The 25,041-nt window shown below is 60.0% G+C and carries 21 protein-coding genes and 1 pseudogene; 13 read left to right on the top strand and 9 right to left on the bottom strand.

Annotated elements, in window-relative coordinates; all coding sequences use genetic code 11:
* Positions 1 to 6 precede the first annotated feature (6 nt).
* Entirely contained in the window at positions 7 to 1,014 is a 1,008-nt protein-coding gene (locus GGR30_RS03850) for an ABC transporter substrate-binding protein (RefSeq protein WP_183482769.1), read from the bottom strand.
* Positions 1,015 to 1,207: 193 nt separating this feature from the next.
* On the opposite strand from GGR30_RS03850, the gene GGR30_RS03845 reads away from it, so the two are divergent.
* Complete coding sequence (locus GGR30_RS03845; RefSeq protein WP_183482767.1) at positions 1,208 to 2,149, top strand: LysR family transcriptional regulator; 942 nt, start codon at positions 1,208 to 1,210, stop codon at positions 2,147 to 2,149.
* A gap of 15 nt (positions 2,150 to 2,164) precedes the next feature.
* Here GGR30_RS03845 and GGR30_RS03840 read toward each other — a convergent pair whose 3' ends face one another.
* The 3 genes from GGR30_RS03840 to GGR30_RS03830 all read right to left on the bottom strand — a co-directional run bounded on the left by GGR30_RS03840 (position 2,165) and on the right by GGR30_RS03830 (position 4,938).
* The gene (locus GGR30_RS03840) at positions 2,165 to 2,983 is read right to left on the bottom strand and encodes a hypothetical protein (RefSeq protein ID WP_183482765.1); all 819 of its coding nucleotides are present in this window, start codon (positions 2,981 to 2,983) and stop codon (positions 2,165 to 2,167) included.
* Between the two features lie 137 nt (positions 2,984 to 3,120).
* Complete coding sequence (locus tag GGR30_RS03835) at positions 3,121 to 3,921, bottom strand: creatininase family protein (protein WP_183482763.1); 801 nt, start codon at positions 3,919 to 3,921, stop codon at positions 3,121 to 3,123.
* A gap of 126 nt (positions 3,922 to 4,047) precedes the next feature.
* Positions 4,048 to 4,938, bottom strand: a complete 891-nt coding sequence (locus tag GGR30_RS03830; protein ID WP_183482761.1) for a DMT family transporter — start codon at positions 4,936 to 4,938, stop codon at positions 4,048 to 4,050.
* A gap of 218 nt (positions 4,939 to 5,156) precedes the next feature.
* Here GGR30_RS03830 and GGR30_RS03825 point away from each other — a divergent pair, with 218 nt between their 5' ends.
* The gene (locus tag GGR30_RS03825) at positions 5,157 to 6,455 is read left to right on the top strand and encodes an adenylosuccinate synthase (RefSeq protein ID WP_183482759.1); all 1,299 of its coding nucleotides are present in this window, start codon (positions 5,157 to 5,159) and stop codon (positions 6,453 to 6,455) included.
* 51 nt (positions 6,456 to 6,506) lie between these two features.
* Positions 6,507 to 8,453 (top strand): ICP22 family protein, encoded by a 1,947-nt coding sequence (locus GGR30_RS03820; RefSeq protein WP_183482757.1) that lies wholly within the window; start codon positions 6,507 to 6,509, stop codon positions 8,451 to 8,453.
* A 235-nt stretch (positions 8,454 to 8,688) separates the two neighbouring features.
* Here GGR30_RS03820 and pgi read toward each other — a convergent pair whose 3' ends face one another.
* Positions 8,689 to 10,314 (bottom strand): glucose-6-phosphate isomerase, encoded by a 1,626-nt coding sequence (pgi, locus tag GGR30_RS03815; RefSeq protein WP_183482755.1) that lies wholly within the window; start codon positions 10,312 to 10,314, stop codon positions 8,689 to 8,691.
* 238 nt (positions 10,315 to 10,552) lie between these two features.
* Entirely contained in the window at positions 10,553 to 10,957 is a 405-nt protein-coding gene (locus GGR30_RS03810) for a hypothetical protein (protein ID WP_183482753.1), read from the bottom strand.
* A 562-nt stretch (positions 10,958 to 11,519) separates the two neighbouring features.
* Here GGR30_RS03810 and cyoA point away from each other — a divergent pair.
* The 10 genes and pseudogenes from cyoA to GGR30_RS03760 all read left to right on the top strand — a co-directional run bounded on the left by cyoA (position 11,520) and on the right by GGR30_RS03760 (position 21,541).
* Complete coding sequence (cyoA, locus tag GGR30_RS03805) at positions 11,520 to 12,626, top strand: ubiquinol oxidase subunit II (protein WP_343066463.1); 1,107 nt, start codon at positions 11,520 to 11,522, stop codon at positions 12,624 to 12,626.
* Positions 12,626 to 14,608: a cytochrome o ubiquinol oxidase subunit I gene (gene cyoB, locus GGR30_RS03800; RefSeq protein WP_183482751.1), complete on the top strand. Its 1,983-nt coding sequence runs from the start codon at positions 12,626 to 12,628 to the stop codon at positions 14,606 to 14,608. Before cyoA ends, cyoB begins: the two co-directional genes overlap by 1 nt.
* Positions 14,605 to 15,213 (top strand): cytochrome o ubiquinol oxidase subunit III, encoded by a 609-nt coding sequence (gene cyoC / locus GGR30_RS03795; RefSeq protein WP_183482749.1) that lies wholly within the window; start codon positions 14,605 to 14,607, stop codon positions 15,211 to 15,213. The genes cyoB and cyoC overlap by 4 nt, the downstream gene beginning before the upstream one ends.
* The gene (gene cyoD, locus GGR30_RS03790) at positions 15,210 to 15,668 is read left to right on the top strand and encodes a cytochrome o ubiquinol oxidase subunit IV (protein ID WP_183482747.1); all 459 of its coding nucleotides are present in this window, start codon (positions 15,210 to 15,212) and stop codon (positions 15,666 to 15,668) included. The genes cyoC and cyoD overlap by 4 nt, the downstream gene beginning before the upstream one ends.
* Positions 15,669 to 15,807: 139 nt before the next feature.
* Positions 15,808 to 16,557 (top strand): SURF1 family protein, encoded by a 750-nt coding sequence (locus GGR30_RS03785; RefSeq protein WP_183482745.1) that lies wholly within the window; start codon positions 15,808 to 15,810, stop codon positions 16,555 to 16,557.
* Positions 16,558 to 17,241: 684 nt separating this feature from the next.
* Positions 17,242 to 17,463, top strand: coding sequence for a glutaredoxin-like protein NrdH (nrdH, locus tag GGR30_RS03780; RefSeq protein WP_183482743.1), 222 nt, complete (start codon positions 17,242 to 17,244; stop codon positions 17,461 to 17,463).
* Positions 17,464 to 17,588: 125 nt separating this feature from the next.
* Positions 17,589 to 17,990: a class Ib ribonucleoside-diphosphate reductase assembly flavoprotein NrdI gene (nrdI, locus tag GGR30_RS03775; protein WP_183482741.1), complete on the top strand. Its 402-nt coding sequence runs from the start codon at positions 17,589 to 17,591 to the stop codon at positions 17,988 to 17,990.
* Positions 17,991 to 18,091: 101 nt separating this feature from the next.
* Positions 18,092 to 20,200 (top strand): annotated as a pseudogene (gene nrdE / locus GGR30_RS03770) (class 1b ribonucleoside-diphosphate reductase subunit alpha); the annotation flags it as partial.
* Positions 20,201 to 20,217: 17 nt separating this feature from the next.
* Complete coding sequence (nrdF, locus tag GGR30_RS03765) at positions 20,218 to 21,195, top strand: class 1b ribonucleoside-diphosphate reductase subunit beta (protein WP_183482739.1); 978 nt, start codon at positions 20,218 to 20,220, stop codon at positions 21,193 to 21,195.
* A 142-nt stretch (positions 21,196 to 21,337) separates the two neighbouring features.
* Complete coding sequence (locus GGR30_RS03760; RefSeq protein ID WP_183482737.1) at positions 21,338 to 21,541, top strand: SlyX family protein; 204 nt, start codon at positions 21,338 to 21,340, stop codon at positions 21,539 to 21,541.
* Positions 21,542 to 21,549: 8 nt separating this feature from the next.
* Here the strand turns inward: GGR30_RS03760 and recF are convergent, their stop codons facing one another.
* The 3 genes from recF to GGR30_RS03745 form a co-directional block, all read right to left on the bottom strand.
* Entirely contained in the window at positions 21,550 to 22,674 is a 1,125-nt protein-coding gene (recF, locus tag GGR30_RS03755) for a DNA replication/repair protein RecF (RefSeq protein WP_183482735.1), read from the bottom strand.
* 197 nt (positions 22,675 to 22,871) lie between these two features.
* Positions 22,872 to 23,789: an RNA polymerase sigma factor RpoH gene (gene rpoH / locus GGR30_RS03750; RefSeq protein ID WP_183482733.1), complete on the bottom strand. Its 918-nt coding sequence runs from the start codon at positions 23,787 to 23,789 to the stop codon at positions 22,872 to 22,874.
* Positions 23,790 to 23,972: 183 nt separating this feature from the next.
* On the bottom strand, positions 23,973 to 24,995 hold the full coding sequence (locus GGR30_RS03745) for an RluA family pseudouridine synthase (protein WP_183482731.1): 1,023 nt from the start codon (positions 24,993 to 24,995) through the stop codon (positions 23,973 to 23,975).
* Positions 24,996 to 25,041: the final 46 nt, after the last annotated feature.

The raw sequence follows: 25,041 nt of genomic DNA, 5'->3' as shown, positions 1-25,041 counted from the left end.
TTCGCCTTACTTCATCAGGTCCATGCCAACGCCCTTGCAGACGAACTCGGTCGTGAAGGCCTTGGTGTAATCGACGTCAGACGTGAACAGGCCGATGTCGACCATGTCGTCGAAGAAGGTCTTGTAGTGGGCGTCGGTGATGCAGCCGATGCCGCCTTCATCCGCGTCGCCGGAGACGACGATGCCGTATTCCTTCATCTTCTCGATGGAATAGCTGATCTGCTCGTCCGTCATTTCCGGATTGTCGGCCTTGATCAGTTCGTTGGCGGCAGCATTGTCGCCGTAGAGATAGTTGTACCAGCCCGTAATCGAGGCATCGACGAAGCGCTGGACCAGATCCGGGTTTTCATCGACCAGCTTCTTCTGGGCGGTAATCATCGTCGAATAGGGCGAATAGCCGCTGTCGGCGAGAAGGAAGACCTTCGGCGTCCAGCCGGCTTCCTTTTCAACCGAGTAGGGCTCGGAGGTCAGGTAACCCTGCTGGGCCGATTCCGGATCGGCGATGAAGGGCGCCGGGTTGAAGGTGTAGGGCTTGTACTGGGCATCATCGAAGCCTTCGAAATTGGCCTTCATCCACTGGAAGTAGGAGAGGAAGCCGTCCTTGCCCATGAAGATGGTCGGCAGCTTGGCCAGATCGGCGAATTCCTCGATGCCCTGGTCGGGGTGCGCCATCAGGATCTGCGGGTCCTTCTGGAACATGGCGGCGACGTCGATCAGCGGAATGTCCTCAACCACGGCGTCAAGCTCGCCCTGCGGCGAACCCATGTAGAAATCGACCTTGCCGGCGATCAGGAGCGCGCGGTTGGCGGCCTGCGGACCGCCCTGGACGATGGTGACGTCCAGCCCGTATTTTTCATAGGTGCCATCGGCAACGGCCTGGTAGAAGCCGCCATGCTCGGCCTGCGCCAGCCAGTTGGTGCCATAGGAGACCTCGTCCAGCGCAAAGGCAGGCGTTGCGGCCGCTGCCATGAGGGCAGCACCGGCGAGCGCGGCGGTCTTTGAGGTAGTCGACATAAGCTATTCCCCTTCGCTTTTCGTCGTGTAGCTTTCCGATTTTTGCATTTGAGCGGCTTCACCGCTGTTTGAGAAGCATCAATTTTCGTCCGCATTGATGCTTTTTTTGCACAACCGGCACGATTGTTATAAATGTAATCGAACTGCGCAAAATTTGGTCAGCGCGGGCTCCTGTCGCCACGAGTTTACGCCCATGCTTCATTCGAGGAAACTGCAATATATCGATGAGATCGCCCGTTGCGGCTCGATCCGCAAGGCGGCCCAGCGGCTGAATGTCGCCTCATCCGCCGTCAACCGGCAAATCCTTGCTCTGGAAGAGGAATTCGGCGCGCCTCTGTTCGAGCGCCTGCCGCGCGGCTTACGGCTGACGGCGGCCGGCGAGATGTGCGTGGAGCATATTCGCGAGGTTCTGAAGAGCTACGAGAAGCTGGAAACCCGCATCCGCGCGCTGAAAATGCCGCAGGCGGGAAAAGTGACGCTGGTGGCAACCGTGGGCCTCGCCGCAGGGCCGCTGCCGGATATCATCGCCCGTTTTGTTGACGAAAATCCAAGAATCCGCATCCATCTCAGATCCGATGGCGGCACCACCACGATCGCCAATGTACTGACCGGCGATGTCGATCTCGGCCTCGGCTTCAACATTCCGCCGACGCCGGGCATCCGCACCCTCGCCTCCTTCGACGTGCCGATCGGGGCAGTGATGCCGCCCGATCACAGACTGGCGCAGGAAGAGCGCGTCAACGTGTCCGACATGGTGCAGGAGCCGCTGGTGCTTGCCCAGCCCGGCACCAGCCTGCGCCACGTCATCAACCTTGCGCTGTCACCGCTGTCGCTGCCGATCGAGCCCGTGGTCGAGACGAACTCGTCGGAGATGCTGAAAGCTCTGGTCAAGCGGGGTACGGGGCTGACCTTCCTCAATCCGCTCGACGTCTATGTCGAATGCCAGAAAGGCGAACTGGCCTTCCGCCCGCTCGCCGATCCGCATGTGCGCCATCAGCCGATGAAACTGTTCTCGCGCGCTCGCGCGCCGATGGATGCGGCAAGCAGCCTGTTCGTCGACTACCTGCTGAAGGAACTCTCAGCCATCATCGACACGCTGCAGGAAAAGCACCACCTGCCGCCCGCGCCACATTGATATCGAATATCCGCTTCACTGTACCAGGCCGGAAATTTCTAGTTGTTTTCTGAGTTGTTGAAAGAAAATCGGCCTGTCGAAGTATGAGCCATGCGCCTCGGAAAGATCTGCCCCTGTGTCAATACTGAATTGCTCGACACCCTCGAATATTCCTTCCGCAGCGAATGAAAGCACGTCTGCGCGATTGTAGACATGCCACCATTTCTTGACTGAAGTCAGACGAGGTGCCACTCCAGACCTGCTGCTTTTGAACAGATTGAGTTCCTCGAAAAGCCCGAGTTGAGTGCCAACAGAAAGAAAGAGGTCAGGCTGAAACCTGAACCCCAATTCCTCACTAAGAGAGTCGATTTCCTGAGGGACGCTGAGGATATCATAAAGGATGTTGGCGCCTTGAGAGTGTCCGACCAAAACCAGCGGGCCGCCATCTTCGTGTGCGCCCTTGGCCGCTCTTATTAAGTCATATCTGACGACTTCGAGTATTCTTTCCCTGCGTGGACTATCGTGGAAATAGACAAAGGCGTCTCCGAGGAAAATGGCGATCGCAGGCGTGAGTGAGTTGGTTAGTCTTTCGGCCCAGATTTCTGTCATGCTTCTCACGGCTTCACCAGCGTCGGCTCCCCCGAGGGTATTCCCATAAGGCATATCCAGGAATATGCCGTCTAAATCCAGGTCTGCTGCGTCGCCGCCCCAATATGGATCGTAATATGCCGTTGCGCTCCCTCGGAAGCAGTGTTTCGAGAATAGCTTATGTCGCAGCGCCTTTGCTTTATCATATGAATCACTGCCTGGAATTTTCCTCACAGATACGCCATGTACGAAAACAACGTGATACATATTATCCCCTCCGTTTAGGAAGGAGTATAATTTAATATATGAAAATATATATTATTTTTATGTGTTAAATTTGATTTTTATAAAGAAAAAATAATTTTGTTTTCGAGGGAGAATTTTCGTCTCAAAAAAAGCCATGCTCAACTCGGCGTGTAAAGCTTGTCGAGCGGATAGGCGACCACATCCTCGATCAGTTCGATGAAACCGGCGATCTGGTGTTGCGCGATGGCCGCGCCCTTTTCCGCCGTAGCAATCGCGGCGTTGCCGAGCGCGCCCTTGGGGTTGAGGTCATGGGCGATCCAGGCCAGCGCATTGGGCGGCGTCGGCTGCAGGCGGCGGGTGTTTTCCTTCTGCCACTTGGCCAGCGACACGAAATTCTCGGCATTCTCCATCTTCACGAGTTCCGGTCGGAAGTGAAGCATCAGCGAGGTCTCGACCTCGCCGCCGTGAATGCCATAGGTGCGCTCCTCCTCGCTGATCATGCCTTCCGGCGAACCGAAACGGGCCCATTGGGTGGCAACGGCAACCATGTTGAAGCGCACGCGCATCTCGCGCGAGACGATGCTCATGATGTCGAGATTGCCGCCATGGCTGTTGACCATGATGATCTTGCGCAGGCCGGCGGCGGCAACCTTTTCGCCGATCGTCGTCCAGGCGGGAATCAGGAGGTCCGCGCCGAAGGAGAGCGTGCCGGGGCCGTGGATATGCTCGTTGGCCTTGCCGATTTCCTGGACGGGCAGAACCAGGACGTTGAGGTGTTCGGGAAGGTTCTCCTGAAGCGTGCCGAGCATGCCCTGGGCGATGGCCACATCGGTTGCGACCGGCAAATGCGGGCCGTGCTGCTCGGTGGAGGCGAGCGGCAGGATGGCGACGGTTGTCGCCGGGTCCAGAGCGCTGAATTCCGGGCTTGTCAGTTCATTCCAGTAGAAGCGCTTGGCCATGTCGATCAACCTGTCTTGTTGTTCCCCGCCGCATCCCTTCGGGCGGCTTCAACACAGGTGTAGGAAAAACGTCATGCGGGCAAAAGCATCGTTTTGTGTTCCGTCCGCTGCCTTTTTGCGCGCGCTTCAGGCCTCTTTCGGTTTTCCCCATTCCGCAAGCGCAATGCCGCCGATGGCAAGCGCAAAGGCGACGGCATGGAAGCCTTCCGGACTTTCGCCGAGGATGACGACGGCAAGGACCGTGCCGAATACCGGAATGAGGTTGATGAACAATCCGGCCCTGTTCGGGCCGATCAGCTCCACGCCGCGGATGAACATGATCTGGGAGGCGAGCGAGGGAAACAGGGAGATGAAGACGATCACGCCGAAGCCGATGAGATCATGCGGCAACATGGCCTCGCCAAGTGCAAACTCACCCGCCAGCATCGGCAGTGAGGCGAGGAACGCACCGAAGAAGCAGGCCATGGCCATGGCCCGCCAGTCAAGCTGTGGCTTGTAACGCAGGTTGACCGTGTAGAGCGAATAGCAAAGCACCGCCATCAAAACCAGAAAATCACCGAAATTGATCTCGAGACCGAGCAGGCGGGAGAGTTCGCCATGGGACACCGTCACGGCTACGCCCGCAAGCGTCAGAGCAAAGCCGACGAGCTGGGCTGCGGAGGCGCGCACGCGGAAGAACAGGAAGTTGAGCACGAAGATCAGGAACGGAATGGCCGCCTGGTCGATCGCGCCGTTAATGGCGGAGGTGAAGCGGAGCCCGGAATAGAGGAAGGCGTTGAAGGCGGCAAAACCGACGGCGCCATAGGCGAAGAGCAGCGGCCAGTTCTTGCGGATCACCGGCCAGTCACGGCGGAACTGCGGCATGGCAAAGGCCGAGATCACCACAAAGGCAATGCCCCAGCGCATCGAATTCATCACCATTGGCGAGACATGGCCGACCGCAAGCTTGCCCACCGTCACGTTGCCGCCCCAAAAAAGCGTGGTAATCGTCAAAAGCATGTAGGCTCGCCATTGCATGGCCACAGTCCCTGTTATTGGCTCATCCCTGGTTCATGTTTCACGAAGGAAAAGGGGATGGCGTTTTTTTAGGCGCTCCCGCCTTAATCCGGCGCCGCTGCCGCTGTCACGCGAAAATTTTGCGGGCTTGCGGGCCGAGGGGATCGCAATATAGGTCGTGGGTGGTTATAGATGCTGCGGTTCAGCCGCAGGCAAGGCTTCGTTTCTAGGTAGGTAAAATGACAAATGTTGTAGTGGTCGGCTCGCAATGGGGCGATGAAGGGAAGGGCAAGATCGTCGACTGGCTGTCCGAGCGCGCGGATATCGTGGTGCGCTATCAGGGCGGCCACAATGCCGGCCACACCCTGGTGATTGACGGCGTCAGCTACAAGCTGTCGCTTCTGCCCTCCGGCGTGGTGCGCGAAGGCAAGCTCGCCGTCATCGGCAATGGCGTCGTCGTTGACCCGCATGCGCTGATCGCCGAGATCGGCCGTCTGGAAGCGCAGGGCGTCTCGATCACCACCGAAAATCTTCGCATCGCCGACAATGCGACCCTGATCCTGTCGCTGCATCGCGAGCTTGACGGCATGCGCGAGGACGCTGCCTCCAATTCCGGCACCAAGATCGGCACCACGCGGCGCGGCATCGGCCCGGCCTATGAGGACAAGGTCGGCCGCCGGGCGATCCGCCTGATGGATCTGGCAAACCTTGAGACCCTGCCGGCGAAGGTCGACCGTCTTCTCACCCATCACAATGCTCTGAGGCGCGGTTTCGGCGTGGCCGAAATCGAACATGCCGCGATCATGGACGAACTGACCTCGATCGCCGACAAGGTTCTGCCCTTCCGCGAGACCGTCTGGCTGCTTCTGGACAAGAAGCGCCGCGCCGGCGCGCGCATCCTGTTCGAAGGCGCGCAGGGTACGCTGCTCGACATCGACCACGGCACCTATCCTTTCGTCACCTCCTCCAACACGGTCGCCGGCCAGGCGGCTGCCGGGTCCGGCATGGGGCCGGGCGCGCTCGAATATGTGCTCGGCATCACCAAGGCCTACACCACGCGCGTCGGCGAGGGCCCTTTCCCGACCGAGCTTTTCGACGAGGTCGGTCAGTTTCTCGGCGAGCGCGGCCATGAATTCGGCACGGTCACAGGGCGTCAGCGCCGCTGCGGCTGGTTCGACGCCGTGCTGGTGCGCCAGGCCGTCGCCACCAACGGCATCACCGGCATCGCGCTGACCAAGCTCGATGTTCTGGATGGTCTCGATGAGCTGAAGATCTGCGTAGCCTATGAGCTTGACGGCGAGCGGATCGAGGCGCTGCCGGCCAGCCAGGGCGCGCAGGCGCGCGTCAAGCCGGTCTACATCACGCTCGAGGGCTGGAAGGAATCAACCGTCGGCGCGCGCAAATGGGCCGACCTTCCCGCGCAGGCCGTCAAATATGTACGCCAGGTTGAGGAGCTGATTGGCGCACCAATCGCGCTTCTATCCACAAGTCCTGAGCGCGAGGACACCATTCTTGTGACCGATCCGTTTGAGGATTAAGCAAAAATCATAGTATTGTTGCGGGAATAACCCGCACAATAGGGGTAATAAATGGCGGATTTCACAGCAGTCATTCGACGTGCCGTCGAGGGCCTTCCGGAACAATCTCCGGAGTTGCGCGCGCGCGTTTACGAGAAGGCGCGCTCCGCCGTCATCCGGCAGATGGAGAACATGTCTCCGCCCCCGCCGGAAGCGCTGATAAAACGGCAGATCGACAAGATCGACGCGGCAATCGCCGAGGTCGAGAGCGAATTCGCCGAAGCCCTGCCGCCGGGCGACGAGACGCCCGCCGAAGAGCCTGTTGCTGAGGAACGCACGGAAGCCCCGCCTGAGGGTGTTCCGGCTGAAGAGCCTGCCCCAGAACACGAAGATCAGCCGGCGCCTGGGCCCGATGAAACTCGATCTGCATGGCAGGACGACGCGGCCTCGCATGATGGCGAGCCCGCTGACGATCGAGGCGCCTCCGATGCCTCCTATCCCGAAGAAGAGCCGGACGCCGCCGGTGTTCATGGTCAGTCCTACGCCGAAGAGCCGGTCGACGAAGACCACGTCCATGGCGAGCCGGAAAGGCCGGATTACGCCCATGAAACCGTTGCCGACGGTTGGGTGGAAGACGATACGCGCCCAGAGGCAGCGGAAGCCGGACCGCGCAACATGCTGCATGGCGCGACCTTCGAACTCGTCCACACGCCTGACCGTGTCGAATATGAGGAAGAGGGCGAAGATGAAGAGGCCTACAGCTATGATGTAACCGACGAGCCGCTCGAAACCGAGGCCGGGACCGTTGTCGTCGAGCCTGACGAGGACGCCGGGACCTGGGACGATGCAAGACGCGAGCCCGAAGACGATTGGCAGTTCGAGGCCACCACGGCGAAGGCCGGCGGTTTCGAGGCAGCGCCGCCGCCGCCGCGCCGTTCGGTGCCGGAAAAGGACTGGGCGCATGTCGACAGCCTGCTCGGGCTTGAGCCGGAGGAGCCCGGCGAGGGCTTTGACGACTACGACGAATTGAGCGGAAACCCGGCCCAGGGAGGCTTCGAAGACGCAGAGACTGACGGGCGTCGCCGGATCGTTCTGATAGCCGGAGCGGTTGTTGTCGCGCTTGTTCTGGTTGTCGGCGGCATTTTCGCCTGGATCAACCGGGACAGCATTGTCGCGGCGATTTCGCCCGCCGATCAGCAGCCGACCACGGCCGAAACCGAGCAGCCGCCCGCAACAACCGTTGAGCAGACGGCTGAGCCGGAAGAGGCGGAAGTGGCGGACAACGCCAAGCCCTATACGCAAAGGCTCCTGCCTGATGGAACCGAGGTCGATGAGGGGCTTCCTGCCGAAGGCGCCGCCTCCGGCCCGGCGCGCTCTGTCGCCAATCAGACTTCTGCCTCGACCGCGCCGGAAACGGCGTCCACCGCTCAGACCGCCGATCCGGCGCCGCCGGTGGGTGCTGCACAGAAAATGTATCTCTACGAGGAGCAGCTCGGCCAATCCGTGCCATCGGCCTTCCAGGGCACTGTCGAATGGGAGCTCAAGCAGGAAAACACCGGCACGGCCGTCTCCGAACCGGTGGTCGAGGGCGTCATCAGCGTGCCCGATGCCGGCCTTTCGGGGGTGCTGACCTTCCGGCGCAACGACGATCCATCGCTGCCGGCAAGCCATCTGATCGATATCGCCTTCACACTCGATGATAATTTCGAAGGCGGCGCGATCGACAATGTCCAGCGGATTTCGATGAAAGGCACCGAGGCCGCGCGAGGCGACCCGTTGATCGCCGTCTCCGCGAAGATCACCGATGACCTCTACATGCTGGCGCTCAACGATTTCGACCAGGCGCGCGCGCAGAACCTTGCGCTACTTGGCGATCGAAACTGGATCGATATTCCGGTCACCTACCGCAATGGTCGCCGGGCGCTGCTGACGCTTGAAAAGGGCACGACCGGCATGGCGATCTTCGACCGCGCCATTCAGGAATGGCGGGCGCTTGGCGACATTAACAGCGGGAATTAAAGCGTCTCCGCTTTTCCCGGAAGCGCTCCGGAGTGTCGGGCGAAAAGCAGGGGCCGGCAGTCGTGTCGGCTTTTCTCGATCAATCCTGGCGCAGAAGCAAACAAACGAAAAGCCGCGGCCGGTTTATCCGCCGCGGCTTTTTCTATCGATAGACATTGCGGCTCACCCGCATCGCCATTGAACAAGGCCGGCTTGTGGTCAGGCGGCCAGTCCCGATCGCCGGACGCGCGCCAACTCAGTTGGCGGCAGCAAGAAGGGCTGCAACGAGCCCCCTGGTCGAGGAGTCGTGGCCCTCGGCGCTCTCGTCGCCCGAGACGACGGGCAGTAGACCTGTCGCAAGCTCCTTGCCAAGCTCCACGCCCCATTGGTCGAAGGAGTTGATGCCGAACAGAACGCCCTCGACGAAGACGCGATGCTCGTAAAGTGCGATCATCCGGCCAAGAGCGTAGGGCGTCAGCACATCATAGACGAAGGTGATCGACGGCCGGTTTCCGGTAAAGACCCGGTGCGGCGCGATCTGCTCCGCCTTTTCTGCTTCCATGCCCTTGTCGAGAAGCTGGGCCTTTGCCTCCTCGAGCGTGCGGCCCTTCATCAGGGCTTCCGACTGGGCGAGGCAATTCGCCATCAGAAGCTGGTGCTGGTGGCGCAAATCCTTCTCATGACCATTCGCGGCGATCATGAATTCGATCGGGATCACATTGGTGCCCTGATGGAGAAGCTGGAAGAAGGCATGCTGGCCATTGGTGCCGGGCTCGCCCCAGACGATCGGTCCGGTCGGCGCGGTGACATCCTCGGATTCAATGGTGACCGACTTGCCGTTGCTCTCCATGTCAAGCTGCTGCAGATAGGCTGCAAAGCGCGACATGCGCTGGTCGTAGGGGATGACGGCGCGCGACGGGTAGCCGAGGACGACGCGCTGGTAATAGCCGATGAGGCCGAGCATGAAGGGCAGGTTCTCGGTGACCGGCGCTTCCCGGAAATGATTGTCCATCGCATGGGCGCCGTCGAGAAACGCCCCGAAATTCTTCTGCCCGATCGCGATCATCAGCGGCAGGCCGATTGCCGACCAGATCGAGTAGCGCCCGCCGACCCAGTCCCAGAAGCCGAAGACGCGAGACTGATCGATACCGAAATCGTCAACCTTGTCGAGGGCGGTGGAGACCGCGCAGAAATGGTGGCCGACAGCCTCTTCGCCGAGCGCGCCGGCAATGAACTTGCGCGCCGTCTTGGCGTTGGTCATGGTCTCGATCGTGGTAAACGTCTTGGAGGCGACGATGAACAGCGTCGTTTCCGGATCGAGCCCGGCAATCGTATCGGCGATATGGGCGCCGTCGATGTTGGAGACGTAGTGAAGCCGCGGGCCGTCATGATAGGGCGCAAGCGCGAGCGTGGTCATGGCCGGACCGAGGTCCGATCCGCCGATGCCGATATTGACCACATCGGTGAAGGCCTTGCCGGTGGCGCCCTTGATGCTTCCCGAGCGTATGCCCTCGGAGAACTCGCCCATCGCTTCCAGCACCTGGTTGACGGCGGGCATCACATCCTCGCCGTCCACCATCACCGGCGTGTTGGCGCGGTTGCGCAATGCCGTGTGCAGGACGGCGCGGTCTTCGGTGATGTTGATCTTCTCACCGGCAAACATTGCCGCGCGTTTTTCGGCTACGCCCTTCTCCCCGGCAAGCTTGACGAGCCCGGACAGGACCTCGTCATTGACGGCGATCTTGGAGAAATCCATGAGCAGGTCTTCGAACCGCAGGCTGAACCTGTCAAACCGGGCCGCATCGGCGGCAAAGGCCGCGCGCAAATCCGTGGCGTCGGTGCGCGTCGCGGTTTCCTTGAGGGACGTGATGAGGGCATTCATGTCGATGGCTCCCTGAAAATGCTTGGGTTTCGCGCTTATAGCGCCTTTTAAAACGATTGAATATGATTCTGTTCAATCATGCCGGCGAAGTCGAACGCTTTTTTGACATTGAAGGCATCTGCGGCGCGAAAATCAAGCGCCGAACTGCATTGTGGGCAGGGAGCCCGCCCGCCTTGGCGTAAAACAAAACCGCGCGCCGGTTGGCGCGCGGTTGGCAGATCAAGGTATTCTGGCGTGTTCAGCCGGCGGTGCGCGGCGTGGCATGATGCTCGCGCTTGTGGGCGACCACCATGAAATAGATGAACACGAAGGGGATCGCGCTCCAATAGGCGACCGACTTGTCGTGGCCCATATTGCGGGCGCGAAACGCGGTGAACCGACCGAAGGCAAGCCCCGGAACCACGGCATAGATCGACAGGCCCATGTAATAGGCGGTCGAGAGCGCCATGCCATTGGCGCCGATCGCCTCGCGCGGGAAGGCGTATTCCAGAAGATAGGAAATCACCAGATTGATCACGAAGATGAAGCAGGCGCGCAGGAAATAGTCCCGGCGGTCATATTCCCGCAGTTCATTGGTAAGGTAAACCCCAAGCAATACGCCGATGGCGCTCGTCACATAGGGAAAGAAAAACAGGCCTGACATCTCGTCTCCTCCTCGAAACGGTTGTGCGCAGTTTGTCACATGTGGCGTATTGTCGCATAGATTGTCGTCTTCATGCAACTCAAGAAAACGCTGGCTTGTTCCAGTTTTTCCGAAGGACGCAAAAGCGGATGGACACGCGGGGGAAGGTGTCGTGTTGCATCGCGGTGAAAAACCGCGTCGAGAAAGAGCCGCACGAAGGTTGAGCGAGATCAATGAAAGCCGGTCTCAGGCTCGCGCAGCCGTCGATAAAGTTATCAATTGCCAATTTTCGTGGCATTTTTCACGCAGCGCGCGCAAAAATCGTGGCGGCAAGGTGACGGCAATGCGGCCTTGTGCCAAAATGCCACAGGACGCTGATGCTTCATTTCTGGTCTAAATATGATTATGAGACCGCCAGGATGACGCCGCCGTCTGGTCAGGCAGGGGGCTGTCTTTAGGAAATGCCTGCAATACGCGTTCGGTCGCCGCGGGGACGTTGGACCAGGGCCGGCAGGCATGTCATCGACAATCAAGTCCGGATTATCCGCGCAATCCGGCGTCATTGTAGAGAATGAAGGCGATTGTGAACCTTTACAAGCTATTGAAACTGGCGCTGCTTTTGCCGCTTGCGCTTCTCTTGTCGGGCTGTCAGCTCATTCTTCTCGACCCGGCGGGCTGGGTCGCCAATCAGGAACGCGACCTCCTGATCGCATCGACGGTTCTGATGCTCGTCATCATCGTTCCGGTGCTGGTTCTGGCGGTCTATATTCCCTGGCGCTACCGCGACAGCCGCAAGACCACCAATGACTACGACCCGGAATTCGAGCATTCCTCGCTGTTCGAGGCGTTCATCTGGGGCGTTCCGGTTCTGATCATCATCGCGCTCGGCGCGCTGACCTGGATCTATACCCACAGGCTCGACCCCTACAAGCCGCTCGACCACATTGCTGGCGAGCCGCTGGAGATCGATGTCGTCTCGCTCGACTGGAAATGGCTGTTCATCTATCCCGAACAGGACATGGCCGTGGTCAACCAATTGGTCATCCCGACGGACCGCCCCATCAACATGAAGCTCACCTCGAGCTCGGTGATGAACACGTTCTCCGTTCCCGCCCTCGCCGGCATGATCTACACCATGGCAGGCATGGAGACCAAGCTGCACCTGGTGGCCGAAGAGGCCGGGCAGTATTACGGTCGCTCGGCGAATTATTCCGGTCCCGGCTACGCCCATATGGACTTCGAGACCTTCGCCGTTTCCGAGGACGAGTTTTCCAACTGGGTCAACACCGTCAAGTCCTCCTCCAACACGATGAGCGACGAAACCTATCTCCAGCTTTCCAAGCCGACGGTCGCTGACAGCGTCTCCTATTACAATGGCGTCTCGGACAACCTCTTCGACAGGATCGTCGGGCTCTGCGTCGAGCAGGGCAAGGTCTGCATCGGCGAGATGATGATGCAGGACATGATGGGCGGCGGCGGCCTTCAGGGCGTCAAGACCAAGGACAGCTATGTCTATGATGAATTCCCGCCGGGAGAAGGCTTCGACCAGCATCAATTCGACGAAGTGCTTCATGCCAATCCCGACGAGCCGAGAAGCGGCCCGGTCAACGTCAAGAACCCCGATCAGACCGTGACCCATATTCCCGGCGGCGACAGCGCGTCGAACGCTTCTGAACCCGTGAGGCAGTAATGAGATCTGAAATCTGGAACATTATTTTCGGCAAGCTGTCGTGGGATGACATCCCCTATGACGTTCTCATTCTCGATGTCACCTTCGCTGCCGTCGTCATCGCGGCGCTGGCCGTTTTCGGGCTGATCACCTATCACCGCAAATGGGGCTATCTGTGGAGCGAGTGGTTCACCTCGGTCGACCACAAGAAGATCGGCATCATGTATATCGTGCTGGCGCTTGTGATGCTGTTCCGCGGCTTCACCGACGCCTTCATGATGCGCACCCAGCAGGCGATCGCCGCCGGAGGGGCCCAGGGCTACCTGCCGCCGCACCATTTTGACCAGATATTCACCGCCCACGGCACGGTCATGATCTTCTTCTTCGCCATGGCCTTCCTGGTCGGGGTGATGAATGTCGCCATGCCGCTGCAGATCGGCGCGCGCGACGTTGCCTTTCCGTGGCTGAACAACTTCTCGTTCTGGATGACGGTGTCGGGCGCGATCCTGCTCAACGTATCGCTGTTCATCGGCCTTCTCGGCCGCACCGGCTGGCTCGCCATGCCGCCGCTTTCGGGGATTGCATACTCGCCCGATGTGGGGGTGGATTACTATATATGGTCACTGCAGATCGCGGGGATAGGCACGACGCTATCGGGCGTCAACATGATCGCCACCATCCTGAAGATGCGCGCGCCGGGCATGACGATGATGCGCATGCCGGTCTTCACCTGGACCACGCTTGCCGCCAACGTGCTGATCGTCGCCGCCTTCCCGGTGCTGACGGCAACGCTCGCCATGCTGGCGCTCGACCGTTATCTCGGCATGCACTTCTTCACCAATGACATGGGCGGCAACCCCATGCTCTACGTGAACCTGATCTGGATCTGGGGTCACCCGGAAGTCTATATCCTGATCCTGCCCTGTTTCGGCATCTTCTCTGAAGTGGTCGCCACCTTCTCGGGCAAGCCGCTGTTCGGCTATCGCTCGATGGTCTATGCGACGGCCTGCATTCTGGTCCTGTCCTTCGTCGTCTGGCTGCACCACTTTTTCACCATGGGCTCGGGCGCCAGCGTCAACACCTTCTTCGGCATTGCCACGATGATCATCGCGGTGCCGACGGGGGCCAAGATCTTCAACTGGCTTTTCACCATGTATCGCGGGCGGATTCGGTTCGAGACGCCGATGTACTGGACGGTCGGTTTCCTGATCACCTTCACCATCGGCGGTATGTCGGGCGTCATGCTCGCCGTTCCTCCGGCCGATTTCCAGCTCCACAATTCGCTGTTCCTGATTGCCCATTTCCACAACGTCATTATCGGCGGCGTGGTCTTCGGGCTGATGGCCGGCTACACCTACTGGTGGCCGAAGGTCTTCGGCTTCAAGCTCGACGACAAATGGGGCCGCCGTTCGTTTTGGGGCTGGTGCATCGGCTTCTACGTTGCCTTCATGCCGCTCTATATTCTCGGCCTGATGGGTGTGACGCGTCGCCTGCAGAGCTACACTGATGTGGGCTGGCAGATCTATTTCGTCATCGCCTGCATCGGCATGCTGATGATCGGCGCCGGCATCGCCTGCACCGTCATCCAGCTCGTCGTCTCGATCAAGAACCGCGACAAGCTGCGCTGCGGTCCTGATCCGTGGAACGGCCGTACGCTGGAATGGGCAACGGCTTCGCCGATCCCGCCCTACAACTTCCCGCAGGATATCACGGTCACGAGCCGCGACGCCTGGTGGCACATGAAAAAGCAGGGCTTCAAGTGGTCGACGGACTATCAGCCGATCCATATGCCGAAGAACACCTGGGCCGGCATCGTGCCCGCCTTCTTCGCGCTGGCGCTCGGCTTCGCGCTTGTCTGGCACATCTGGTGGCTGGCCATCGTCAGCTTCCTCGCCGCCATCGGCACGATCATCTATCACACCTTCGACTTTGATCGCGATTACTACATTCCGGCCGAAGAGGTCGCCCGCGACGAGGAAAAGGCCAAGGAGGCTTATGCATGACGATCGCTGATCAGACGGGCGATACGCATCACGACGACCACGCCCATCACAGCAGTCCGACACAGCTCGGCTTCTGGATCTACCTCATGAGCGACTGCCTGATCTTCGGCACGCTCTTTGCGACCTACGCCGTGCTCGGCCGCTCCTATGCGGGTGGCCCCTCGCCGGCGGACCTGTTCGAGCTCAATTTCGCGCTGATCGAGACGGCGCTGCTGTTGTTCTCTTCGGTCACTTTCGGCATGGGCATGCTGCGGATGGACAAGGGCGACAAGGCGGGCCTGATGAAGTGGCTCATCGTTGCCGGCCTTTTCGCCATCGGCTTCCTGGCGATGGAAATCTATGAATTCCATCACTTCATCGAACTGGGCGCCACACCGGACCGTTCGGCCTTCCTGTCGGCCTATTTCACCCTGGTCGGAACGCACGGCCTGCACGTCACCTTCGGCACGATCTGGCTGATCGTGCTGCTGGTCCAGCTCTCGCGCAAGGGCCTGACAGAATCGACCCGCCGGCGCACGGCGACCCTGTCGATGTTCTGGCACTTCCTCGATCTGGTCTGGATCGGCGTGTTCTCGCTTGTCTATCTTACGGGAGTGGTTCTATGAGCTCAGCCAACGAACATGCATCCCACGAAAACCATGGTCACGGCAGCTTCAAGTCGCTGATGACCGGTTTCGTCCTGGCGGCCGTTCTCACCATCATCCCCTTCGGACTGGTGATGGCCGACGCGATTTCGAGCAAGGGTTTCCTTCTGGCCGTGATCATGATCTGCGCCGCGGCCCAGATCCTGGTGCATTTGAAGTATTTCCTGTTGCTCAGCAGCCAGCAGGAAGAAGGCTGGACCATGGCGTCCTCGCTTCTGGCCCTCATCCTGCTTCTGATCGTGCTCGCCGGCTCGCTCTGGGTCATGCACAACATGAACAAGTACATGATGCCTCTGCCGGAAAGCGGCTACACCTATCTCGACGACGGCACGATCGTCTGCGCCACGCCCGAGATAGCCCAGCAGCTGCGCGATGCCGGCGTGACCGGCAACATCATCGTCCAGGGCCAGCAGTAAGCCCTCGCCCTGCCGACTTTTTCGCCTCCCCACGGGTCCCGCGGGGAGGCGTTTTTGTTTCGATATTCATTGACGAGACGTCCATTCGGGCGTTTAGAGCCAGCTAGCTGCTCCCGTCCACGACGAAGGTTATTTCCCCATGGCCGCTTCTTCCCGAAATCGTCTGATCGCCATCACCGCCATCGCCGCCGTGATCTTCGCCGGCTTCGTCGCGCTCGGCATCTGGCAGGTCTACCGGCTGCAATGGAAGCTCGATCTGATCGCAGCCGTCGAAGCCAGGGTCGAGGCGCCGGCCGTGCCCGCGCCGGGTCCATCCGAATGGCAGGAGGTCACCCGTGAGAACGATGCCTACCGCCATGTTACGGTCACCGGCAAACTGCTCAACAGCCAGGAAGTGCAGATCTATTACCCGACCGAACTCGGCCCAGGCTATTTCGTGATGACGCCGCTTTTGCGGCCCGACGGCAGCTACGTCCTGATCAATCGCGGCTTTGTGCCGGAGCAAAAGCGGGCCCCTTCGACCCGCGAGGCGCCGGAGGGCGAGGTGACGATCACCGGGCTTTTGCGCATGTCGGAAGACAAGGGCTGGCTGTTCTCGCGCGCCAATGACCCGGAAGACGGCAATTGGTATCGCCGCGACGTAGCCTCGATCATGGCGACCAAGGGGCTCCGACCATTTGCGCCCTATTTCATTGACGCAGACAGCACGGTCAATCCCGGCAGCTATCCGATCGGCGGGCTGACGGTGGTTAAATTCCGCAACGCACATCTGAGCTATGCCCTGACATGGTTCGCCATGGCGCTCGGCACTCTGGCGCTCTATGCGCTGGTGCTGCGCTATGAGGGCGTATGGGGCACGCGCCGCCCGCCGGAAGACGACGACGAATAGGCGTTTGCCGCTCGACCTTGCCTCTCTGCGGCACGGCCGGCGCGGTCCTTCTTGACTATCACCAGTTTTTTTGTGGCCTGTGGATAGGGCCGAAGAAATCGCGCGCGCATGCGGGTTCAACCTCTGATTGGTAGCCGATACCCGTGGCGAGCAGTCATCCTCTGCGACATCGGCATTTTGGCGAAATCGATTCGCCCGGCCCGCTTTCCCCGCCAACGGGGCACGGCGGATCAGCCCTTTTTCTTTCCCCTGTCATATTGCGTTAACTGTGAATATGGAATTCACCTGTATGAAACACTATATATGGTGAGTTCGGGCATTTCAGTTCGCAGATATTGTGTTATGATGATTCTATCGAATCAAGCTGATGCGTCAGCGGCGTCCGGTCTTCAAGGTTTTGAGTCCTCATAAGCATGTGTCGAAGTGATGTTCCCCGTGGACAGCGCGCGCCATGCCGACTTCTGGAGGATGAAAAATGCCAGTCCGGTCAATGCGTTCGAGGGGACTGTTGAGAAAGGATGGCGGTGACGTCTTGCAACCGCCGCGCCTTCCCCGGCTTTCAGCCGGCAGCGGTCCGGAGCGGATCCTGTTGATGATCAACATGGCCGGCTCCGCAAGATGCGCGGGAAAGCGCCGGCGATATGATCGGCGCTTTTGAAAAACAATGATTATGCGAGGATAACGATGAAGATCACTGTCTATTCCAAACCGGCTTGCGTGCAGTGCAATGCGACGACCCGCGCGCTCGAGCGCAAGGGCCTCGACTACGAAATCGTCGACGTGTCGGTGGACAACGAAGCCTATGACCATGTCGTCGGCATGGGCTATCGCCAGGTGCCCGTCGTCGTTGCCGGCGAACAGCACTGGTCCGGCTTCCGCCCGGACATGATCGGCACCCTCGCCTGATCTTTCTGTTCCGGCCGCCGGCCGGACCTCATTGACTGGGCGTCCGCGCGGTTTGACGCGGCGGGCGCGGCAAAGACAAGACGGCGCGTCATTCGGGCGCGCCGTAATGGTGAAGAGGGAAGCAGATGACGGGCATGCTCGTCTATTATTCCAGCGCCACGGGCAATACCCATCGTTTCGTATCCAAGACCGGGCTTGCGGCCCGGCGTCTCGGGCCCCAGGGGGACACGGAAACGGTTGATGAGCCTTATGTTCTCGTCGTGCCGACCTATGCCGGCGGCGACGGGCGCGGCGCTGTGCCGAAACCGGTTATCCGCTTCCTCAACAATCCGGAAAACAGGGCGCTGATCCGCGGCGTCATTGCTTCCGGAAACACGAATTTCGGAGATACCTACGGCATTGCCGGCGACATCATCTCGGCCAAATGCAAGGTACCGTACCTCTACCGCTTCGAACTGCTCGGGACGGAAGAGGATGTCATCAACGTCAGACAGGGACTGGAAGAGTTTTGGAAACGGCAGAACTGAGGATGGCCGCAAGCGCCGAGGACGAAACCGTTCAGGAAACGGTCAGCGAAAAGAGCGCCGAAAAGGGCGCTGAGAAAACCTCCGTCAAGACCAAGGCGGCGGCGCTCGACTATCACGCGCTGAACGCGATGCTTAATCTCTATGATGAGAACGGGCACATCCAGTTCGATGCCGACCGGATGGCGGCGAAGCAGTATTTCCTGCAGCATGTGAACCAGAACACCGTGTTTTTCCATAACCTCAGGGAAAAGCTCGATTATCTGGTCGACGAAGGCTATTACGAGCAGGAAGTGCTCGACCAGTATTCCTTCAATTTCGTGCGCGATCTCTGGGACCACGCCTTCGACAAGAAGTTCCGCTTCCAGACCTTCCTCGGCGCCTTCAAATATTACACCGCCTATACGCTGAAGACGTTTGACGGCAAGCGCTACCTCGAGCGCTATGAGGACCGCGTCTGCATGGTCGCGCTGGCGCTGGCCAAGGGCGACGAGCAGCTTGCGACCGCGCTGGTCGATGAAATCATCGCCGGGCGTTTCCAGCCGGCGACGCCGACCTTCCTCAACGCCGGCAAGAAGAGCCGCGGCGAGCTCGTCTCCTGCTTTCTGCTGCGTGTCGAAGACAACATGGAGTCCATCGGCCGCTCGATCAATTCGGCGCTGCAGCTTTCCAAGCGCGGCGGCGGCGTGGCGCTTTCGCTCACCAATATCCGCGAGCACGGCGCGCCGATCAAGAAGATCGAGAACCAGTCCTCCGGCGTCATCCCAGTGATGAAGCTTCTGGAAGATAGCTTCTCCTACGCCAACCAGCTCGGCGCGCGCCAGGGCGCGGGCGCGGTCTATCTCAACGCCCATCACCCCGACATCATGCGCTTCCTCGACACCAAGCGCGAGAATGCCGACGAAAAAATCCGTATCAAGACGCTGTCGCTCGGCGTGGTGATCCCGGACATCACCTTCGAACTCGCCCGCAACAATGAGGACATGTACCTGTTCTCGCCCTATGACGTCGAGCGCGTCTACGGCAAGGCGATGACCGAGGTGGAGATTTCCAAGCATTACCGGGAAATGGTCGACAACCCGGAAATCCGCAAAAAGAAGATCAACGCCCGCGCCTTCTTCCAGACGCTGGCCGAGCTGCAGTTCGAAAGCGGCTATCCCTATATCCTGTTCGAGGATACGGCAAACCGCGCCAACCCGGTCGCCGGCCGCATCTCGATGAGCAATCTCTGCTCGGAAATCCTGCAGGTCTCGGAAGCGAGCGAGTTCGACGAGGACCTGTCCTACAAGCACATGGGCAAGGACATCTCCTGCAATCTCGGCTCGATGAACATTGCCATGGCGATGGATTCGGCCGATTTCGGCCGCACCGTCGATACCGCGATCCGCGCGCTGACGGCCGTTTCCGACATGAGCCACATCTCCTCCGTTCCCTCCGTCGAGAAGGGCAATGACGAGAGCCACGCCATCGGCCTTGGCCAGATGAACCTGCACGGCTATCTCGCCCGCGAACGCATCTTCTACGGCTCGGAGGAAGGCGTTGATTTCACCAATATGTATTTCTACGCCGTGACCTATCACGCGCTGAAGGCCTCGAACCGGATCGCCGTCGAACGCGGCGTCTCCTTCGCGGATTTCGAGAACTCGAAATATGCCAGCGGCGAATATTTCGACAAATATACCGAGCAGGAATGGGCGCCTGCGACCGAGCGCGTGCGCGAACTGTTCGAAAAGGCCGGGATCGACCTGCCGACCAAGGAAGACTGGCTTGAACTGAAGGAAGCGGTGATGAAGGGCGGTCTCTATAACCGTAACCTGCAAGCCGTGCCGCCGACCGGTTCGATCTCCTACATCAACAATGCCACGGCCTCGATCCATCCGATCGTCTCCAAGATCGAGATCCGCAAGGAAGGCAAGATCGGCCGCGTCTATTATCCGGCGCCGTTCATGTCGAACGACAATCTCGAATATTACCAGGATGCCTACGAAATCGGGCCGGAAAAGATCATCGACACCTATGCGGCTGCCACCCAGCATGTCGACCAGGGCCTGTCGCTGACGCTGTTTTTCCGTGACACGGCGACCACCCGCGATGTCAACAAGGCGCAGATCTACGCTTGGCGCAAGGGCATCAAGACCATCTACTACATCCGTCTTCGGCAGATGGCGCTTTCGGGCACCGAAGTCGAAGGCTGCGTCTCCTGCAGCCTGTGATGAAGGGCAAGAAAACCATGAACATACAGACCAAACCCGCCATCGCCGTGCCGCGCGCCGTCAACTGGAACCGTATTGTCGATGAGAAGGATCTCGAAGTCTGGAACCGTTTGACCGGCAATTTCTGGCTGCCGGAAAAAGTGCCGCTGTCGAACGACATTCCGTCCTGGTCGACGCTGAAGGAAAACGAGCAGCAGCTGACGATCCGCGTCTTCACCGGCCTGACGCTGCTCGACACGATCCAGAACACGATCGGCTCCATCAGCCTGATGCCGGATGCGGTAACGCCGCATGAAGAGGCGGTGCTGTCGAACATCTCCTTCATGGAGGCCGTCCACGCCCGCTCCTATTCGTCGATCTTCTCGACGCTGTGCTCGATGGCCGAGGTTGACGACGCCTACCGCTGGTCGGAGGAAAATGCGTTTCTCCAGGAAAAATCACGCCTGATCCTGCACGAATACCGCGCGACCGACCCGCTGCGAAAAAAGGTTGCCAGCGTTTTCCTCGAGAGCTTCCAGTTCTATTCGGGCTTCTATCTGCCGATGTACTGGTCGAGCCGCGCCAAGCTGACCAACACCGCCGATCTGATCCGGTTGATCATTCGCGACGAGGCGGTCCACGGCTATTATATCGGCTACAAGTTCCAGCAGGGACTGAAGAAGGTCTCCGAGGACGAGCGGCAGGCGATCAAGGATTTCGCCTTCGGCCTTCTGTTCGAGCTTTACGAGATCGAATCGAAATATACCGAAGCGCTTTATGACAGCGTCGGCCTGACCGAGGACGTGAAGGCCTTCCTGCACTACAACGCCAACAAGGCGCTGATGAATCTCGGCTATGAGGCGCTGTTCCCGGCGGAAGCCTGCAAGGTCAACCCGGCGATCCTGTCGGCCCTTTCGCCGAATGCCGACGAAAACCACGACTTCTTCTCCGGCTCCGGCTCGTCCTACGTCATCGGCAAGGCGGTCGCCACAGAGGATGACGACTGGGATTTCTGATCGCTTGCAGACCATCCGCATGACCAGAGGCGGTTCCGCATGGAGCCGCCTTTGCTTTGTTGACAGGGGCGGCAAACATTCCTACCTCGCAAGGCAGGCGCCGGAGACAAGCGGCGCTCACCTGAAAAACATGGAGGCTGATATGACTGAAGAGCGTATTGTCCGTCTTGAAGAAACCGTCGCCTACCAGACCAAGACCATTGACGAACTGTCCGATCAGGTGGCGCAGCAATGGAAGAAGATCGAAAGCCTGGAAAAGAAGTTCGAGCTTCTGACCGACCGCTTTCTTGAGCTTGAGGAAACAGCCGGCGAACGCCCGGCCATCACCAAGCCGCCGCATTACTGACAAACGGCTCAATCCGCGCGGATCGTGCCGTCCGACACATTGAAGAACTGGCCGTCATCGCCGAGCGCCTCAAACAACGACCGGTCGGTTCCGGTCATGAATGACTGGCCGCCGATTTCGGCGATTCGATCGAAAAGGGCGGCGCGCCGTCCCTCGTCCAGATGGGCGGCGACCTCATCAAACAGCATGATCGGCGGATGGCCGCTGATGCGCCGGGTAAGCCGCGCATGCGCCAGAACGAGGCCGAGCAGCAGTGCCTTCTGTTCGCCGGTTGAACAGAGCGCGGCATCCATGTCCTTCTGGGCATGACGCACCGCCATTTCGCTGCGGTGCGGCCCCTCCAATGTGCGGCCGGCTGCGGCATCGCGGTAGCGCTCCTCCTCCAGCATCGCCCTGTAACGGTCCTCAAGATCGATCGCAGGCGCCTCGGCCTCGTCAGCGAAGAAACCGGCAATCGCGATATCGGGTGCGGGAAAGGGCGAGCCGGCCTCGTTTTCGGCGATCAACCCGGTCAGGAGCGAAAGCAGTTCACGCCTGGCGAGCACCATGGCGACGCCGAGCCCCGCCATCTGCTCCTCGAGCCCGGAAAGCCAGGCAGGCTCCATCCGACGTTCGGACAGAAGACGATTGCGCGAGCGCATGGCCCGCTCGAAATCGGCGACGCGGCGGCCATGCGCCGGATCGATCGACAGCACCATCCGGTCGAGAAACCGGCGGCGATCGCCCGCCGGCCCGGTGAAAAGCCCGTCCATGGCCGGCGTCAGCCAGATCACGCGGGCATGATCGAGGAGCTCGTCGCCGGAGGCCGCCTGCGTGCCGTTGATGCGCACCTTCCGGCCTGTTCCTTCGGCGCCATCCGTGCCCGTGCCGATGCCGACGCTTCCCGCCATGCCTTCAAGCTCTGAAAACACAGAGAAACCGGCGATGGCTCCCTTTCGAACGACCTGCGCATAGGATGCGCGCCGCATGCCGCGCCCGGGCGAAAGGAATGAAACGGCTTCCAGTAGATTGGTCTTGCCCGAGCCGTTGTTTCCCGCCAGCACCACGTGTCGGCCGTCGAGCGCCAGCGAGGCGTGCGCATAGTTGCGGAAATCGGTGAGTTTCAGCGCTGTGAGGAAGATCAAGGGCAGCATGGCGGCTTCTGTTCAAATCAGTTCGCCTCTTATGAGGCAAAAGCCGTCACGACAAAAGGCCGTTGGCGTTTTTGCGCGCCCTGCCGGCCTCTCTGGAGAAAAGCGGACCCGCCCGGATATGTGTGTTCCGGGCGGGGTTGTCTAAAACCGACAGGACGCGATCACGGCCTTCTCTTGCCTGCCGCGACGGAGCCGTTCTATTCCGAAGCATCGTCGCCGTCGCGCACGGCACGCACGGCACGGGCATTGGCGGCTACCTGTTTCTGCACGGCGTCTTGCACCTTCTCGAAGGCGCGCACCTCGATCTGGCGCACGCGCTCGCGCGAGATATTGAACTCGCCGGAAAGCGATTCCAGCGTTTCCGGGTCTTCGGAAAGCCTGCGGGCGACGAAGATCCGCTTCTCGCGGTCGTTCAGCACGTTCATCGCCGAAGACAGCATATCGCGACGGTTTTCCAGCTCATCCTGATTCATCAGGATGTCTTCCTGGCTGTCGTTCTCGTCGACCAGCCAGTCCTGCCACTGCCCGCTCTCGCCTTCGGTTGCGCGGATCGGCGCGTTGAGCGAAGCATCGCCGGACAGGCGCCGGTTCATCGAAACGACCTCTTCCTCGCTGACTTTCAGCTTGGTGGCGATTTCGCTGACCTGATCGGGATTGAGATCCCCATCCTCGATCGCCTGGATCTTGCCCTTCAACCGGCGCAGGTTGAAGAACAGGCGCTTCTGGTTGGCGGTCGTGCCCATTTTGACGAGTGACCACGAGCGAAGGATATACTCCTGGATCGAAGCCTTGATCCACCACATGGCATAGGTGGCAAGCCGGAACCCGCGTTCGGGATCGAATTTCTTCACTGCCTGCATCAGGCCGACATTGCCTTCCGAGACAACTTCGCCGATCGGCAGACCGTAGCCGCGATAGCCCATGGCGATCTTGGCGACGAGGCGCAAATGGCTCGTCACAAGCTTGTGGGCGGCGTTCCGGTCGTCATGCTCCTGAAAGCGCTTGGCGAGCATGTATTCTTCCTGCGGCTCCAGCATCGGGAACTTGCGGATTTCCTCAAGATACCGGTTGAGACCGTTTTCTCCGGCTCGAATGCTGGGTAATGTATTGGCCACTGCTCTACCCCCTTAGGTAACTGACCCCTTCCTGGAAGAGACATGCCGGTTTGTCCGGGGCTTTCACCCCGCAAACCGGACAATGATGTCATGAAGGGAAACCGGGATTTAATTATGGCAATCTCGTGTTTCAAGGTATTCGAATGGTAAACACTCCATTCACTGGAATGTTCCCGATCGAATTCAGCCGAAAGCCTCGCAGAGCGTTTCCATGTCTTCGGGGATGGGAGCCTCGAAGCGCATCGCCTCTCCCGTTTTCGGGTGCTCGATCACCAGAAGTGCTGCGTGCAGCGCCTGACGGGAGAAGCCGCGCACCAGCGACTGTGCTGGTTCCTCGAGAAGATTGGCCTTGGTCTTGAAGCCGGAACCGTAAAGATTATCGCCGATCAGCGGATGGCCGATATGGGCCATATGGACGCGGATCTGGTGCGTTCGCCCTGTTTCAAGCCGGCATTCAACGAGGCTGGCAAGCGCCGTGCCGTCCGGCTTTTCGCCAAAGCGCCGCTCGACATTGTAATGGGTAATGGCGAAATCGGCATCCGCGCTGTCTGCCGATTTGACCGCGCGGCGGATGCGGTCGGAGGCCCGGCCGAGCGGCGCGTCGATCGTACCGTGCAGGCTGCGCGGCCGCCCCCAAATCAAGGCCTTATAGGCGCGCTGGAGCGGCCCGGTGCGGCCGTGATCGGCAAATTGCGCGGCGAGCGCCTGGTGGGCGGCGTCGTTCTTGGCCACGATCATCACGCCGGTCGTATCCTTGTCGAGCCGGTGGACGATGCCCGGCCGCTTGACCCCGCCAATGCCGGACAGCGTGTCGCCGCAATGAAAGATCAGCGCGTTGACCAAGGTTCCAGTCCAGTTGCCGGCGCCCGGATGGACGACGAGGCCGGCCTGCTTGTTGATGACGATGATGTCGTCGTCCTCGAAGAGGATGTCGAGCGGAATGTCCTCGCCTTCCGGCTCGGCCTCTTCGGCTTCCGGCACGATGACGGTGATCTTCGTTCCGGGCGTCACCTTGCGGCTTGGCTCGGTTGCCGGTTCTCCGTCGATGGTGACGGCCCCCTTGCCGATCAGCGCCTTGATGCGCGTGCGCGACACGCCGTCGCCCATCTGCCGGGCGACAAAGGCATCGAGGCGTTCTTTCGTGCCGTCGGGAACGAGAAGGACTTTTCTATTGGCCTCGGTTTGTTTAAAGGGGTCGTCTGTCATCTGGATGTTTTTTGAAAGCACAGGTGCGAGAGTGGCGCTTTTATGC

Origin of the sequence: Martelella radicis (assembly GCF_014196625.1) — a bacterium.
In the GTDB taxonomy this organism is placed as follows: domain Bacteria; phylum Pseudomonadota; class Alphaproteobacteria; order Rhizobiales; family Rhizobiaceae; genus Martelella; species Martelella radicis.
The sequence above is the reverse complement of the archived record's forward strand: the minus strand, read 5'-3'. Positions and strand labels throughout refer to the sequence as shown.